We start from the raw sequence: 18,148 nt of genomic DNA, 5'->3' as shown, positions 1-18,148 counted from the left end.
GGCGGAGCGCGGGGCGGCGCCGGTGGGCGCGGGAGTGGTCAAGCGGATCAGGACTCCTCCGCGGAGCCGAACTCCTGGTCGATGAAGGCGAAGAGTTCGTCCGCGTCCGCGGTCTCCAGGTGGTCGGCGACGGCGGCCGGGGCGTCGGTCTCGGTGGCATCGGGCTCGGTGGCGCCGGAGGCCGGTGCGGCCTCCTCCAGGCTTCCGTCGCTCCAGCCGGAGACGGTGGACAGCAGTTCCCGGAGCCGGCCGGCCACCAGCTCGCGCGCGCCGGTGGCGCTGCCGGTGACCGCCTCGCGCAACGCGGCTTCCAACCGGTCGAGTTCGGCGGTGAGGGCGGTGTCCGGCACCTCGGCCGCCGGGGCGGGGGCGAACTCCTCGTCGAGGAGTGCGGCGAGTGCCTCGGGCGTCGGGTAGTCGAAGATCAGTGTGGCGGGCAGCCGCAGCCCGGTGGCCGCGTTGAGCCGGTTGCGCAGTTCGACGGCGGTGAGGGAGTCGAAGCCGAGTTCGAGGAAACCCCGGTCGGCGACGACGGACACCGCCGAGCCGTGGCCGAGCACGGTGGCGCCGTGCTCCTGGACCAGCCGCAGCAGCGTCCGGCGCCGCTCCGGCGCCGCGAGCCCGGCCAGCCGCTGCGCCAGCGACGGCGCGTCGGAGCGTTGCGGTTCCTGGACGCGGGACCTTTGGGCCGGTACGGGGCGTCGTACGACACCGCGCAGCACGGCGGGCGGCGGGGTGCCGCCCTGGGCGGCCTGCTCGGCCAGCACTCCCGTGTCCAGCCGGGCGGGTACGACGAGGGCCTCCGCCAGGCCGGCCGCCGCGTCGAGGAGTGCCAGGCCCTCTTCGGAGGAGAAGGGCAGCAGACCGCCGCGGCTCATGCGGGACATGTCCGCCTGGTTGAGGTGGCCGGTCATTCCGGTGCGCTCGGCCCACAGGCCCCAGGCCAGCGACGTCGCGGGAAGCCCCTGCGCGTGGCGGTGCTGGGCGAGGGCGTCCAGGAAGGTGTTGGCCGCCGCGTAGTTCGCCTGGCCCGCGGAGCCGAAGACACCGGCCGTCGAGGAGAACAGGGCGAACAGGGTGAGGTCGAAGCGGCGTGTGAGCTGGTGCAGGTGCCAGGCCGCCTCGGCCTTGGCGCGCAGTACGGTGCCGAGGCGCTCCGGCGTCAGGGACGCCACCGTGGCATCGTCCAGGACGCCCGCGGCGTGCACCACACCGGCCAGGCCGTGTCCGTCCGGCAGGCCGGAGAGCAGGGCCGACAGCGCGTCGCGGTCGGCGACGTCACAGGCGGCGATCCGTACCGTGGCGCCCAGCGCGGTCAGCTCCTCCCGGAGTTCCGGCATGCCTTCGGCGGCCGGGCCGCGCCGGCTGACCAGCAGCAGGCTGCGTACGCCGTGCCGCTCGACCAGGTGCCGGGCGACGAGCCGGCCGAGTGTGCCCGCGGCGCCCGTGACCAGGACGGTGCCGTCGGGCTGCGGGGCGGCGGGAACGCTGAGCACCAGCTTGCCGACGTGGCGTGCCTGGCTCATGAACCGGAACGCCTCCGGGGCCCGGCGTACGTCCCACACGCGGGTGGGCAGCAGCCGCAGCCGGCCTTGTTCGAAGAGGTCGAGGATCTCGGCCAGCATCTCGCCGATCCGCTCGGGGCCGGCCTCGCCCAGATCGAAGGCCCGGTAGCCGACCCCCGGGTGGGCCGCCGCCACGGCGTCGGCCTCGCGAACGTCCGTCTTGCCCATCTCCACGAACCGCCCGCCGGCTCGGAGGAGGTCCAGAGAGGCGTCCACGAACTCCCCGGCCAGGGAGTTGAGGACGACGTCCACCCCGCCTTCGCCGCCACCGAACCGGCTCGCGAACTCCAGTGAGCGCGAGGACGCCAGGTGTGTGTCGTCCACGCCCAGTGTCCGCAGCACGTCCCACTTGGCCGGGCTCGCGGTGGCGAACACCTCGACGTCCCAGGCCCGGGCGAGCTGTACCGCCGCCATGCCGACCCCGCCCGCGGCGGAGTGCACCAGCAGCGACTCGCCGGAGCGTACGGCGGCCAGCTCGCGCAGGGCGTACAGCGCGGTCACGTACACGATGGGGACCGACGCGGCCTCGGTGAACGACCAGCGGTCCGGCACGCGGGCCAGCGTCCGCTGGTCCGCCACGACCAGTGGGCCGAAACCGCCGGACCAGATGCCCATCACCCGGTCGCCGACGGCGAACGAGGTCACTCCGGGGCCGGTGGCCACCACCACGCCGGCTCCCTCGCCGCCCATCAGGGCCGCGTCGGGGTACATCCCCAGGGCGAGCAGCACATCGCGGAAGTTCAGTCCGGCGGCCCGTACGGCGATCCGTACCTCGTGCCGGCCCAGTTCCCGGGTCGCGTCCGGCGCCTCCCGCAACCGCAGCCCTTCCAGCGTCCCGTCCTCGGACGCCGTCAGCCTCCAGGCCCGTGTGCCGTCCGCTGTGCCGTCCTCGGGTACCAGCACCCCGTCGGCGATCCCGCCGGCCAGCCGCGGCACCCGGACCCGGCCGTCCCGCAGGGCCAGCTGGGGTTCCTCGGTCAGCGCAGCCTCGTGCAGGGCGGCGAGCGAGGCGTCGGTGTCGTCCACGTCCAGCAGGAGGAACCGGTCGGGGTGCTCGGCCTGTGCCGAGCGCACCAGTCCCCACACGGCGGCGGCCGGCACGTCGCGCACGTCCTCACCGGGTGTGGTCGACACCGCTCCCCGGGTCACCAGGACCAGCCGCGTCCGGTCGAGACCATCGGTGGTCAGCCATGCCTGCAGCAGCTCCAGCGTCCGGTGCGTCACCTCGCGCGTCGCCGCGACGACGTCGTCCTCGACGCCCGACGCGACACCGGCGAAGACCAGCTCCGGCGCCGGAGAGCCGGAGTCCAGCTGCTCGGCGAGATCGGCCAGGTCCGTGTACTCCTGCGGGGTGCGGCCGGCCGTCTTGAGCGCGCCGGCCAGTTCCGAGGAGTCCGGCCCGACGACAGCGCAGCCGACGCCCGGGCCCACCGTGGCGGCGTCGGTGCCGGACATCTCGGTCCAGTCCACCCGGTACAGCGCCTCGCTCACCCCGCCCGGCGCGGCAGCCGCTATCTGCTCGCCCGTGACCGGGCGGGTCACCAGGGCGTCCGCGCTCGCGACCGGCGTGCCCGCCGCGTCGGCGACGAGCACCGACATCCCGTCGGCCCCGGCGGGCGCCAGCCGCACGCGCAAGGTCGAGGCGCCGGTCGCGTACAGCGACACCCCACGCCACACGAACGGCAGCCGGATCGCGCCAGAGTCCCGCTCCGCGTCCGTCAGCCAGGCGTGCAGCGCCGCGTCCAGCAGCGCCGGGTGCAGTCCGTACCGGCTCGCGTCGGCGCGCTGCTCCTCGGCGAGCGCGACCTCGGCGAACACCTCGTCGCCGCGTCGCCAGGCCGCGCCCAACCCACGGAACGCCGGACCGTAGACCAGGCCCGTGGCGGTCAACTGCTCGTACAGTCCGTCCACTTCGACCCTCCGCGCACCCGCGGGCGGCCACACGCTCAGGTCAGCTTCCGGTACGGAGTGTTCGGCCTCGGAGCCGAGCACACCGGAAGCATGCCGCGTCCAGGCAGCGCCGGACGCGCCGTCCCGACGCGAGTACACGCACAGTTCCCGACGCCCACCGTCACCCGGGCCGTCCAGTACCACCTGCACCTGTACGCCACCCTCCTGGGGCAGCACCAGCGGCGCTTCCAGGGTGAGCTCTTCGAGCCGGCCGCAGCCGACCGTGTCCCCGGCACGCAGCGCCAGCTCCACGAACGCCGTCCCGGGAAGCAGGGCCGCGCCCTGCACCGCGTGGTCGGCCAGCCAGGGGTGCGTACGCAGGGACAGCCGGCCCGTCAGCAGCGCCCCGTCGGACGCGGGCAGCGTGACGGCCGCGCCCAGCAGCGGGTGATCGGCGGAGGACAGACCCGCCGACGTGACATCGACGGCGGTGGCAGGCTCCGACTCCAGCCAGTAGTGCTGGTGCTGGAAGGCGTACGTGGGCAGATCGACGCGCCGGGCGCCCGTGCCCTCGAACACCGCCGCCCAGTCGACGACCGCACCACCGACGAACGCCTCGGCGGCCGAGGTGAGGAAACGGAGCAGACCACCCTCGTCACGGCGCAACGAACCCACCGCTGAGACCGACGCGTTGGTGTGTTCCTCGGCCGTCTGCTCGATGCCCATCGTCAGCACGGGGTGCGCACTGGACTCGATGAACAGCCGGAAACCGTCGTCCAGCAGAGCACGTACCGTGTCGGCGAAACGGACCGTCTGACGGAGGTTGCGATACCAGTAGCCCGCGTCCAGAGCGGTGGTGTCCAACGCCTCAGCCGTCACCGTGGAGTAGAACGGCACCGAAGCAGCCTGCGGGGTGATCCCTGCCAGGTCGCGCAGGAGTACGTCCTCTATCTCCTCGACATGCGCGCAGTGCGAGGCGTAGTCCACCGCGATACGACGAGCCCGCACACCATCGGCTTCGCAACCCGCGAGGAGTTCGTCCAGGGCGTCCGCGTCACCGGAAACGACCACCACAGAAGGGCCGTTGACCGCCGCGACCGCCAGACGACCCTCCCACGCCGACAACCGCGCCTCGACGGCCTCTACGTCGAGGGAGACGGACACCATGCCACCGCGCCCGGACAGCGCCCGGATCGCCTTGCTCCTGAGCGCCACGACCTTCGCCGCGTCCTGGAGCGAGAGCGCACCGGCCACAGCCGCCGCAGCGATCTCACCCTGCGAATGACCGATCACCGCGGCCGGCTCCACACCGTAGGACCGCCACACCTCGGCCAGCGAGACCATCACAGCCCACAACACCGGCTGCACGACGTCCACCTGCTCCAGCCAGCCGTCACCACCGTCACCGCGCAGGATGTCCGTCAGCGACCAGTCCACGAACGGCGCGAGAGCCGCCGCACACTCACCGATCCGCTGAGCGAACACCGGCGAAGACTCCAGCAGGTCGGCCGCCATGCCCAGCCACTGCGAACCCTGACCCGGGAAGACGAACACCGTCTGACCGCGTGAACCGGCGATGCCCCGCACCACGCCGGGCAGGACGTGTCCCTCGGCCAGTGCGTTCAGGCCGTCCATGAGTCCGTTCTGGTCTCCCGCGAGCACCACGGCGCGGTGCTCGAACACCGACCGAGTGGTCGCCAGCGACAAGCCGACGTCCAGGGGCGACAGCCCGGCCCCGTCTCCTACGAACGCGGCCAGTCGCTCGGCCTGGGCCGCCAGCGCACTGTCCGAGCGGCCCGACACCACCCACGGCACCACCGCGGGCGGTGCGCCCTCCGGGGAGGGTTCCACCTCCGGAGCCGGGTCCGGCGCCTGTTCGAGTACGGCGTGGGCGTTGGTCCCGCTCATGCCGAAGGAGGAGACGGCCGCGCGTCGGGGCCGACCGGTCTCGGGCCAGGCCACGTCCTCCGTCAGCAGGCGTACCGCTCCCGCGGACCAGTCGACGTGTGGTGTGGGTTCGTCCAGGTGGAGCGTGCGCGGCAGCACGCCGTGCTGCATGCCGAGGACCATTTTGATGATCCCTGTGACGCCGGCCGCCGCCTGCGTGTGACCGATGTTGGACTTGATCGAGCCCAGCCACAGCGGCTGGTCCTCCGGCCGGTCCTGGCCGTAGGTCGCCAGCAGCGCCTGTGCCTCGATGGGGTCGCCGAGCTTGGTGCCCGTACCGTGTGCTTCCACCACGTCCACCTCGGCCGCCGGGACCTGGGCGTTCGCCAGCGCGGCCCGGATCACCCGCTGCTGGGACGGTCCGTTCGGTGCCGTGAGACCGTTGCTAGCACCGTCCTGGTTGATGGCGGTGCCCCGGACGACGGCCAGGACCCGGTGCCCGTTGCGGCGCGCGTCGGAGAGGCGCTCCAGGAGGAGGACGCCGACGCCCTCGGCCGGGCCGAATCCGTCGGCCGCGGCGGAGAACGGCTTGCAGCGGCCGTCGGACGCGAGCCCGCGCTGCCGGCTGAAGCCGACGAAGGTCCACGGTGTGGACATGATCGCCGAACCGCCGGCCAGAGCCAGCGGGCACTCGCCCTGCCGCAGCGACTGCACCGCCAGGTGCAGCGCCACCAGCGACGAGGAGCAGGCCGTATCGACGGCGACCGCGGGTCCTTCGAAGCCGAAGGCGTACGCGAGACGGCCGGAGGTGACGCTGAGAGCGTTACCGGTGACGAGGTAGCCCTCGACTCCACTCGACGGGTCGTGGCTGCCCGTGCCGTAGCCGTGTGAGCCCGCACCCACGAAGATGCCGGTCTGGCTGCCCCGCAGGGCCGCCGGGTCGATGCCCGCGCGTTCGAACGCCTCCCAGCCCGTCTCCAGCAGCAGCCGCTGCTGCGGATCCATCGCCGTCGCCTCACGCGGCGAGATGCCGAAGAACGCCGGGTCGAAGCCGCCCGCGTCGGAGACGAAGCCGCCGTGGCGCGAGTACGTCTTTCCGGGGGCGTCGGGGTCCGGGTCGTACAGCCCCTCCGTGTCCCAGCCACGGTCCTCGGGGAACCCGGAGATCGCGTCTCGGCCCTCGGTCAGCAGCTCCCACAGCTCTTCGGGTGACCCGACACCGCCGGGCAAGCGGCAGCTCATCCCGACGATGGCGATGGGTTCCTGGTAGGTCGTGGCCCGAACGGCGGGCACCGCGGGGGTGGTGGTGTCGTCCTGACGGCCGAGCAGCTCGGTGTACAGGTACTCCGCGAGGGCGACCGGAGTCGGATGGTCGAAGACGACGGTGGCCGGCAGTCGGTGCCCGGTGGCGGTGTTGAGGTGGTTGCGCAGGCGGACCGCGGTGAGGGAGTCGAATCCATGGTCCTTGAAGGTGAGTTCCGGCTCGACGCCGTCCGGGCTGGCGTGTCCGAGGACAGTGGCGGCCTGCTCCTGCACCAGCCGCAGCAGCAGGCGCTGCCGCTCCGCCTCACCCGCGCGCAGCAGGCTCCGCCGGAGGGACGACTCCTCGGTGTCCGCGGCGGCCTGCGCCAGCGGGCGCCGGGTCACGGTCCGCCGGTCCGGCTCGTCGGCCGCCGGGCGGGTGGCGAGGTCGGCCACCGCGGAGAGCTGCTCCTGCGACACCGGGCGGGTCACCAGGGCGTCCGCGCTCGCGACCGGTGTACCCACCGCGTCGGTGACGAGCACCGACATCCCGTCGGCCCCGACGGGCGCCAGCCGCACGCGCAGTGTCGAGGCGCCGGTCGCGTACAGCGACACCCCACGCCACACGAACGGCAGCCGCGTACCCTCCAGCACACCACGGTCGGTGTCCACGGGGCCCAGGCCCGCCTGCAACGCGGTGTCCAGCAGGACGGGGTGGAGCCCGTACCGGGCCACGTCCGCTCGCTCCGACTCCGGCAGCGTCACCTCGGCGAACACCTCGTCACCGCGTCGCCAGGCCGCGTCCAGCCCACGGAATGCCGGCCCGTACGTGACCCCGGTCCGCGCCAGCCGCTCGTAGAAGCCGACGAGTTCGACGGCCTGAGCGCCCGTCGGCGGCCACGTACTCAAGTCATGGCCGGCCGCCGGCGTTTCGGCTCCAGCGGTCAGGACACCGGCGGCATATCGGGTCCAGGGTCCGTCCGCGGCGTCCTCGTCACGGGCGTACACCTCGATGGAGCGCGCACCGTTCACGTCGGGTCCGCCGACAGTCACCTGAACCTGTACGGCACCCCGCTCCGACAGCGCGAGCGGCGCCTCCAACGTCAGCTCATCCACCCGGTCGCACCCGACGGTCTCACCGGCCCGCAGCGCCAACTCGACGAAGGCGGACGCCGCGAGCAACGGCGTTCCCTGAACCGCGTGTTCGGCCAGCCAGGGGTGCGTACGCAGGGACAGCCGACCCGTCAGCAGCGCCCCGTCGGACGCGGGCAGTGTGACGGCCGCGCCCAGCAATGGGTGATCGGCGGAGGAGAGACCGGCCGACGTGACGTCAACCTGACGGGTGGTCGCGGCTTCGATCCAGTAGTGCTGGTGCTGGAAGGCGTAGGTGGGCAGGTCGACGCGCCGGGCGCCGGTGCCCTCGAACACCGCCGCCCAGTCGACGACCGCACCACCGACGAACGCCTCGGCGGCCGAGGTGAGGAAACGGAGCAGTCCGCCCTCGTCACGGCGCAGCGAACCGAGCGCGGAGATAGGCGTGTTGGTGTGTTCCTCGGCCGTCTGTTCCACGCCCAACGTCAGCACCGGGTGCGCGCTGGACTCGATGAACAGACGGAAACCGTCATCGAGGAGGGCCCGTACCGTGTCGGCGAATCGGACCGTCTGACGGAGGTTGCGGTACCAGTAGCCCGCGTCCAGAGCGGTGGTGTCCAGCAGCTCAGCCGTCACCGTGGAGTAGAACGGCACCGAAGCGGCCTGCGGGTTGATCCCCGCCAGCTCACGCAGGAGTACGTCCTCTATCTCCTCGACATGCGAGCAGTGCGAGGCGTAGTCCACCGCGATACGGCGAGCCCGCACACCGTCGGCTTCGCAACCCGCGAGGAGTTCGTCCAGGGCGTCCGCGTCACCGGAGACGACCACGACGGACGGGCCGTTGACCGCCGCGACCGCCAGACGACCCTCCCACGCCGACAACCGCTCCTCGACGGCCTCCAGACCCAGGGAGACGGACACCATGCCACCGCGCCCGGACAGCGCCCGGATCGCCTTGCTCCGCAGAGCCACGACCTTCGCCGCGTCCTGAAGCGACAGGGCACCGGCCACGACGGCAGCGGCGATCTCGCCCTGCGAATGACCGATCACAGCCGCGGGCTCGACACCGTAGGACCGCCACATCTCGGCCAGCGAGACCATCACTGCCCACAACACCGGCTGCACGACGTCGACCTGCTCCAGCCAGCCGTCACCACCGTCACCGCGCAGGATGTCCGTCAGCGACCAGTCCACGAACGGCGCGAGCGCGGCCGCGCACTCGCCGATCCGCTCCGCGAACACCGGCGAGGAGTCGAGAAGTTCGGCGGCCATGCCCAGCCACTGCGACCCCTGACCCGGGAAGACGAACACGGCACGGCCGTCCGCGCCACTCGCGCTCCCCCGCACCACACCCGCGGTCTCACGGCCCTCGGCCAGTGCCTCCAGCCCACCGACCAGATCACCCAGCACCACAGCCCGGTGATCGAACACCGAACGCGACACAGCCAACGAGAACCCGACATCCACCGGCGACAACCCACCCACGGACGCCGCCAGCCGCTGCGCCTGACCCCGCAGCGCGGCCTCGGACTTCGCCGACACCACCCACGGCACCACCACCGGCGCCACCACGGCCTCAGCCGGCTCCTCATCCGGAACGGAAACAGGAGCCTGCTCCAGGATCACGTGCGCGTTGGTACCGCTGACACCGAACGACGACACACCCGCCCGGCGCGGTCGCCCGGTCTCGGGCCAGGAGGTGGACTCGGTGAGCAGTTCGACAGCGCCCGCCGACCAGTCGACGTGCGGCGACGGCTCGTCCACGTGCAGCGTCCGCGGCAGCGCACCATGCTGCATCGCGAGAACCATCTTGATGACGCCTGCGACGCCGGCCGCCGCCTGTGTGTGACCGATGTTGGACTTGATCGAGCCGAGCAGCAGCGGCCGGTCCTCCGGCCGGTCCTGGCCGTACGTCGCCAACAGCGCCTGCGCCTCGATCGGGTCACCCAGCTTCGTACCCGTACCGTGCGCCTCCACCACATCCACCTGACCGGTGGACAGACCCGCACTCGCCAGCGCGGAACGGATCACCCGCTGCTGCGACGGCCCGTTAGGCGCCGTGAGACCGTTGCTCGCGCCATCCTGGTTGACGGCCGAACCACGCACCACCGCCAGCACCCGGTGACCGTTGCGCTCGGCGTCCGACAACCGCTCCAGCAGCAGCAGGCCAACACCCTCACCCCAGCCGGTGCCGTCCGCACCAGCCGCGAACGCCTTGCAACGGCCATCCGGAGCAAGACCCCGCTGCCGACTGAACTCCACGAAGAGTTCCGGGGTGGACATCACTGTGACACCGCCGGCCAGAGCGAGCGTGCACTCTCCCTGTCGCAGCGACTGCACGGCGAGGTGCAGGGCGACCAGCGACGACGAGCACGCGGTGTCCACGGTGACCGCGGGCCCTTCGAGACCGAAGGTGTAGGAGATGCGCCCCGAGACGACACTGGCGGCGCTGCTCGTCACGAGGTGACCCTCGACGTTCTCGGACGGCGCTTCGCGCAGGCTCCTGCCGTAATCCTGTCCGTTGCTGCCGATGAAGACTCCGGTCGGCGTCCCCTGCAACAGCGTGCCGTCGATACCGGCACGCTCGAAAGCCTCCCAGGAGGTTTCCAGGAGCAGTCGCTGCTGGGGGTCCATCGCCGTCGCCTCACGCGGCGAGATACCGAAGAACTTCGGGTCGAAGGCCCCGGCATCGTCGAGGAAGGCTCCTTCTCGGACATAGCTCTTGCCCGGCTCGTCAGGATCGGGAGCGAACAGGGTGTCGAGATCCCAGCCGCGTCCCGCCGGGAACTCGGTCAGCACCTCGCGTCCGTCGACCAGCAGGTTCCAGAGTTCTTCAGGCGTCCGTACGGCGCCGGGGAATCGGCAGCTCATCGCCACGATCGCGACCGGCTCGTCGTCCGTCGTCACCGTGGTGGACAGCGCCGGACCCTCGTCGCCGCGCAGCCCCAGCGCTTCCGTGCGGAGCACCCGTGCCAGCGCCGTCACGGTGGGGTGGTCGAAGAGAAGGGTGCTGGAGAGTTTCAGGCCCGTGGCCGCGTTGAGGCGGTTGCGCAGGGTGACGGCCGCCAGAGAGTCGAAGCCCAGTTCCTTGAAGGCCCGGTCGGTGTCGACGGTGTCGGGCCGACGGTGACCGAGTACGGCGGCGACATGCGAACGTACGAACTCGACTACAGCCCGCTCCTGTTCGGCGGCTCCCAGTCCGGTGAGCCGCCGGCGCAGTGATCCGTCGGCCGGAGCGGCACCGTCGTCAGCAGCGTTCCCCGGCGCGTGTCGAGTCAGTTCGGTCAGCAGCTTCGGGGCGCCGACGCCGGCCCTGACCTGTGCCAGGGTGTCCCAGTCGACGTCGGCGACAAGCAGTGAGGCCGCCATCGGATCGTTGACAGACAGTTCCAACTCGGCGATCGCCGAGTCGGGAGACATCGCGGGCAGACCGTGCTGTTCCCAACGGTCCGCCACGGCACGTGCCATGCCGTTTTCGGCCCAGGGGCCCCACGCGATCGAGGTCGCCGGCAACCCCTCAGCCCGCCGCACCTCCGCCAACGCATCCAAGTACGCGTTCGCCGCCGCGTAATTACCCTGACCCGCACCACCCACGGTCGCCGAGAACGACGAGAACAACACGAACGCCGACAGACCCGCATCACGCGTCAACTCATGCAGATGCCGGGCACCCTCCGCCTTCGCCCACAACACCCGCTCGAACCGCTCCACCGACAACCCGTCCAGCACACCGTCGTCCAGCACACCCGCCGCATGCACCACCGCCGTCAACGGCACCTCGGCCGGCACACCAGCCAACAACGCGGCCACCGCACCACGATCACCGATGTCACAAGCCACCACCGACAACCGCGACCCCAACCCCGCAACCTCGGACTGAAGCTCCTCCACACCATCAGCCGCAGGACCACGCCGCGACGCCAGCACCACATGCTCGGCACCCGCCTGAGCCAGCCACCGCGCCACATGCCGGCCCACACCACCCGTACCACCGGTCACCAGCACCGTCCCCGACACCCGCCAAGAACCACCACCGGACCCCGCAGCACGAACCACACGCCGGCCGAACACACCAGCAACCCGAACCGCGACCTCACCCTCACCCCCACCCGAGGCGAGCACACCCACCAGACGCCCCACCAACCGGGCATCCACCACCTCAGGCAGATCGATCAGGCCACCCCAACGACCAGCCAACTCCAGACCAGCCACCCGCCCCAGACCCCACACCGGGGCCTGGTCCAGGTCGGCCACACGCTCGGAACCGGAGACAGCGACCGCACCCCGCGTCACACACCACAACGGAGCCTCGACACCCACATCACCCAGCGCCTGAACCAGACCGAGCGTCAGAGCGACTCCCACAGGCACCGACGCGAACGCCGCGTCCCGACCCGACGCCAACGCGAGCAGCGAGACCACACCCGCAAACCCGACCCCGCCGTCCAACACACCACGCAGCCGCTCGGCAATCAGCTCGCGACCAGACCCATCCGACTCCAGCTCCACCACCACCGGCCGGGCACCACCACGAGCCAGACCCGCAACACACTCACCGACCCAGGCATCACCAGCAGACCCAGCCGGCACCACCACCAGCCACGCACCCGACAACACACCAGAAACATCAGCCAACGGCGACCAGGCAACGCGATAACGCCAGCCTTGAGCAGCATCAGCAGCCACGGCTTCCCGCAGCGCAGGCCGGTGCGTCTCCAGCCAGTAGCGCTCCCGTTGGAAGGCGTAGGTGGGCAGCTCCACCTGCCGGGGACCGTACGGCGCGAGGTAGGCGGCCCAGTCCACGTCCTGGCCCTGGACGTAGACCTGCGCCAACGCCTCGAACAGCGAGCCGATTTCGTCCCGGTCCTTACGCAGCACCGGTGCGAACGACACGTCGGCAGCACTGTCCTGCCCCATCCCGGACAGCACACCGTCCGGGCCCAGCTCCAGGCACACGGACACGTTCTGGGTGGTCAGCTGGGTGACGCCGTCGGCGAAACGGACCGCCTCCCGCACATGCCGCACCCAATACTCCGGATCACACACCTCACCGGCACCGGCAAGCTCACCCGTCAGGTTCGACACCAACGCGATCCGCGGAGCGCTGTAGGTCAGCCGCTCGGCCACCTGCCGGAACTCGGCCAGCATCGGCTCCATCAACGGCGAGTGGAACGCATGCGACACCCGCAGCCGACGCACCCGCCGCCCCTCGGCCCGCCACACCTGCTCCAGCTCCGCGACAACCGCTTCAGCCCCGGAAACCACCACAGCCGACGGACCGTTGACCGCGGCCACGTCCACCTCGGCACGCCCCGCCAACACAGCCCGGACAGACGCCTCGTCCGCCTCCACCGCGAGCATCGCCCCACCCGACGGCAGTGCCTGCATCAAACGGCCGCGCGCCGCCACCAACGCACACGCATCCTCAAGCGACCACACACCCGCCACGAACGCCGCAGCGACCTCACCGATCGAATGCCCACCCACCACATCAGGCGTCACACCCCACGACGAGAGCAGACGGTAAAGCGCAACCTCCAACGCGAACAGACCACACTGCGTATAAACCGTCGCATCCAACGCCTCGCCGTCCCCGAAGACGACCTCACGCAACGGACGCTCCAACAACGCGTCGAACCGCCCGCACACCTCATCGAAAGCCTCGGCGAACACCGGGAACGCCTCATACAGCCCCCGGCCCATCCCCACACGCTGACTGCCCTGACCGGAGAAAAGCACCGCCAGCTTCCCCGACGCCACCTGCCCCCGCACCACACCAGCAGCCGGCTCACCCGCCACCAACGCAGCCAAACCAGCCTCAAAACCAGCCCGCTCACCCGCCAGCACCACAGCCCGGTACTCAAACGCCGAACGTCCCGTCGCCAGCGAGTATCCGACATCCACCGGCGACAACTCGGCGACAGAAGCAGCCAGCTGTGCGGCCTGCCCCCGCAGCGCCGCCTCGGACTTCGCTGACACCACCCACGGCACCACCACCGGAGGCTCGGCGGCTTCGGCCGACTCCACCTCGGGAGCCTCGGCGGGAGCCTCTTCGAGGATCACGTGGGCGTTCGTGCCACTGATACCGAACGACGACACACCCGCACGCCTGGCCTGACCACTCTCTGGCCACGCCACGGATTCCGTCAGCAGCTCGACGGCACCCGCCGACCAGTCCACATGCGGCGACGGCTCATCCACGTGCAGCGTCCGCGGCAGCGCACCATGCTGCATCGCGAGAACCATCTTGATGACGCCTGCGACGCCGGCCGCGGCCTGCGTGTGGCCGATGTTCGACTTGATCGAGCCCAGCAGCAGCGGACGGTCCTCCGGCCGGTCCTGGCCGTACGTCGCCAACAGCGCCTGCGCCTCGATCGGGTCACCCAGCTTCGTACCCGTACCGTGCGCCTCCACCACATCCACCTGACCGGTGGACAGACCCGCACTCGCCAGCGCGGAACGGATCACCCGCTGCTGCGAGGGACCGTTAGGCGCCGTGAGACCGTTGCTCGCACCGTCCTGATTGACGGCCGAACCACGCACCACCGCCAGCACCCGGTGACCGTTGCGGCGTGCGTCCGACAGCCGCTCCAGCAGCAGCATGCCCGCACCCTCGGCCCAGCCGGTGCCGTCCGCGCCCGCCGCGAACGCCTTGCAGCGACCGTCCGCCGCGACGCCCTGCTGTCGGCTGAACTCCACGAAGAGGCCGGGCGTCGCCATCACCGTGACACCGCCGGCCAGCGCCAGCGAGCACTCACCCTGCCGCAGCGACTGCACCGCCAGGTGCAGCGCCACCAGCGACGACGAACACGCCGTGTCCACCGTCACCGCGGGACCCTCGAACCCGAACGTGTACGAGATGCGGCCCGAGGCAGCGCTCACGCTGCTCCCGGTGAGGAGGTATCCCTGAAGGCCGTCCGACGCGTCGTGCATGCGGGGGCCGTAGTCCTGGGCCATCGCGCCGACGAAGACGCCCGTCCCGTCCCGCCACTGACCGTCGGGAGTGATACCGGCCCGCTCGAAAGCCTCCCACGACGTCTCCAGCAACAGCCGCTGCTGCGGGTCCATCGCCAACGCCTCACGCGGCGAGACACCGAAGAACGTGGGATCGAAGTCACCGGCGTCGTAGAGGAACCCGCCCTCGCGTGCGTACGTGGTGCCCGGCTTGCCCCGCTGCGGCGAGTACAGGGTGGAGAGATCCCAGCCGCGGTCCGCCGGGAACCCGCCGATCGCGTCACCCTCGGAGGCGATCAACTGCCAGAGTTCTTCGGGCGATCGAACGCCACCGGGGAACCGGCAGCCCATGCCCACGATCGCGATGGGCTCATCGAGGGACACGACAGACCGTACCGGGGGGCTGTCCGACCGGTCCGCACCGACGAGCGCAGTCCTCAGATGACGCGCGAGGACGGTCGGGGTCGGGTAGTCGAACAGCAAAGTGGTCTGTAGCCGCAGTCCGGTCGTGGTGTTCAAACGGTTACGGAACTCGACAGCACCCAACGAGTCGAAGCCGAGTTCCTTGAACGTCCGGCCGGCGTCGACGGCGTCCGGGCCGTCATAGCCAAGCGTCGTGGCGACCTGGCTGCGGACCAGGTCAAGGAGCAGCTCCGTCTGCTCGTCGTCGCGCAACGCCGCCAGGCGTCCCCTGAGCAGCGAAGCGGCATCCGCCACCGGCTCGGCCGTCCGGCCGGCCTGAGGGTCGGCCACCGTGTCGAGCCAGTAACGCTGACGCTGGAAGGCGTACGTCGGCAGCTCGACACGTCGAGCACCCGTGCCCTCGAACACAGCCGCCCAGTCGACGACCGCACCACCGACGAACGCCTCCGCCAGCGACGCGACGAACCGCTCCGGACCACCCTCGTCACGACGCAGCGAACCTACCGTCGTGACGGGCGCGTTGAGGTGCTCCTCGGCCGTCTGCTCCACACCCAACGTCAGCACCGGATGCGCACTGGACTCGACGAACAGCCGGAAACCGTCGTCCAGCAGAGCACGCACGGTCTCCGCGAAACGCACGGTGTGGCGCAGGTTGCGGTACCAGTAGCCCGCGTCCAGGCCGGTGGTGTCCAGCAGCTCAGCCGTCACCGTGGAGTAGAACGGCACCGAAGCCGGACGGGGAGCGATGCCCGCCAGCTCACGCAGGAGCACGTCCTCGATCTCCTCCACGTGCGCGCAGTGCGAGGCGTAGTCCACCGCGACACGGCGAGCCCGCACGCCGTCGGCCTCACAACCCGCGAGGAGTTCGTCCAGGGCGTCCGCGTCACCGGAAACGACCACGACGGACGGGCCGTTGACCGCCGCGACCGCCAGACGACCCTCCCACGCCGACAACCGCTCCTCGACGGCCCCCAGGCCCAGGGAGACGGACACCATGCCACCGCGTCCCGACAGCGCCCGGATCGCCTTGCTCCGCAGAGCCACGACCTTCGCCGCGTCCTCAAGCGACAGGGCACCAGCAACCACGGCAGCGGCGATCTCACCCTGCGAATGACCGATCACGGCCGCGGGCTCGACACCGTAGGACCGCCACACCTCGGCCAGCGAGACCATCACAGCCCACAACACCGGCTGCACGACATCGACCTGCTCCAGCCAGCCGTCACCGCCGTCACCGCGCAGGATGTCCGTCAGCGACCAGTCCACGAACGGCGCGAGCGCAGCCGCACACTCACCGACCCGCTGCTCGAACACCGGCGAAGACTCCAGCAGCTCGGCCGCCATGCCCAGCCACTGCGAACCCTGACCCGGGAAGACGAACACCGCACGGCCATCGGCACCGCTCGCGCTCCCCCGCACCACACCCGCGACCTCACGGCCCTCGGCCAGCGCCTCCAGCCCACCGACCAGATCACCCAGCACCACAGCCCGATGCTCGAACACCGAACGCGACACAGCCAACGAGAAGCCGACATCCACCGGCGACAGCCCGGACACAGAAGCGGCCAGCCGCTCCGCCTGACCCCGCAACGCGGCCTCGGACTTCGCCGACACCACCCACGGCACCACCACCGGCGCCACCACGGCCCCAGCCGACTCCTCACCCGAAGCCGAAGCCGAAGCCGAAGCAGGAGCAGGAGGCGCCTGCTCCAGCACGACATGACAGTTCGTGCCGCCGACGCCGATGGCGCTGACGCCGGCGGTGAGGGGGGCCTCCGTGTCCGGGTCGGGGGTCCAGGGCTGTGTCTCGGTCTGGACGCGAAGGTTGAGTTCGTCCAGCGGGATGTCGGGGTTGGGGGTGCGGTAGTTGAGGCTGGGGAAGAGTTCCCTGTGCTTCAGGCCGAGCGCCGTTTTGATGAATCCGACGATGCCGGCGGCACCCTCCAGGTGGCCGACGTTCGTCTTGGCGGAGCCGACCAGGAGGGGTGTGCCGGCCTGGCGTCGCGCGCTGCCCAGGACGGCGCCGAGGGCCGCGGCCTCGATCGGGTCACCGGTCTTGGTCCCGGTGCCGTGGAGTTCGACGTACTGGACGTGGGCGGGGTCCACGCCGGCCTGCTGATAGGCGCGGCGCAGGACGTCTTCCTGTGCGGTCTGGTGGGGGGTGGTGAGGTGGGTGCCGCCGCCGTCGTTGTTGACGGCGCTGCCGCGGATGACGCAGTAGACGGTGTCGCCGTCGGCGAGGGCGGCGGGGAGGGGCTTGAGGATGACGGCGCCGCCGCCCTCGCCGCGGACGTAGCCGTTGGCGCGGGCGTCGAAGGTGTAGCTGATGCCGTCGGGTGACAGGCCGCCGAACTTGGCGACGCTGACGCTGCTCTCCGGGGTGAGGATGAGGTTGACGCCGCCGGCGACGGCGATCGTGCTCTCGCCGCGCCGCAGGCTTTCGCAGGCCAGGTGGATGGCGACGAGGGAGGACGCCTGGCCGGCGTCGAGGGTGAGGCTGGGGCCGCGCAGGCCGAGGTGGTACGAGACGCGGTTGGCGATGATGCTGCGGTGCAGTCCGGTGAAGCTGTGCCGGTCGATGGCCGCGAGACCGCGCTGTCGTTGCAGGGTGGCGTAGTCGTCGGCGATGACGCCGATGTAGACGCCGGTGTCGGTGGCGCGGAGCCGGTCGGGGGCGATGCCCGCGTCTTCGAGGGCCTCCCAAGTCAGTTCCAGGACGAGGCGCTGCTGGGGGTCCATCGCGGCGGCTTCGCGGGGTGAGATGCCGAAGAAGGCCGCGTCGAAGTGGTCGATGTGGTCCTGGGGCAGGAAGCCGCCGCGGCGGGTATTGACCGTGCCCGGGCGGGTGGTGTCCTCGTCGTACAGGTCGTCGGCGTTCCAGCGCTCCCGGGGCACATCGGTGATGGCGTCGCTACCGGTGCGCAGCAGGTCCCGGAAGGCGGCCGGGTCGTGGGCGCCGGGGAGGCGGCAGGAGAGTCCTACGACGGCGATCGGAGTTTCCGCCGCGTCCGCCGTGTGTGCGAAGGCGGCCTCGGAACGCTTCATGAGGATGACTCCCTGGGACCAGGACATGGGGGCCGGGCGCACGCGAGGTG

The 18,148-nt window shown here is 71.2% G+C and carries 1 protein-coding gene; it reads right to left on the bottom strand.

Translation table 11 applies throughout. The features are described 5' to 3' along the window. Positions 1-47: 47 nt before the first annotated feature. Positions 48-18,098 (bottom strand): SDR family NAD(P)-dependent oxidoreductase, encoded by an 18,051-nt coding sequence (locus ACIGYR_RS03110; protein ID WP_399605309.1) that lies wholly within the window; start codon positions 18,096-18,098, stop codon positions 48-50. Positions 18,099-18,148 lie beyond the last annotated feature (50 nt).

Source organism: Streptomyces sp. NPDC053076 (genome assembly GCF_044546845.1).
Taxonomy (GTDB): Bacteria; Actinomycetota; Actinomycetes; order Streptomycetales; family Streptomycetaceae; genus Streptomyces.
Note: the sequence above shows the minus strand (reverse complement) of the source record. Positions and strands in the feature narration are given on the sequence as shown.

Excerpts from the sequence above, each read along its gene's own strand:
- ACIGYR_RS03110 (WP_399605309.1), bottom strand. The coding sequence starts at position 18,098 with ATGAAGCGTTCCGAGGCCGCCTTCGCACACACGGCGGACGCGGCGGAA.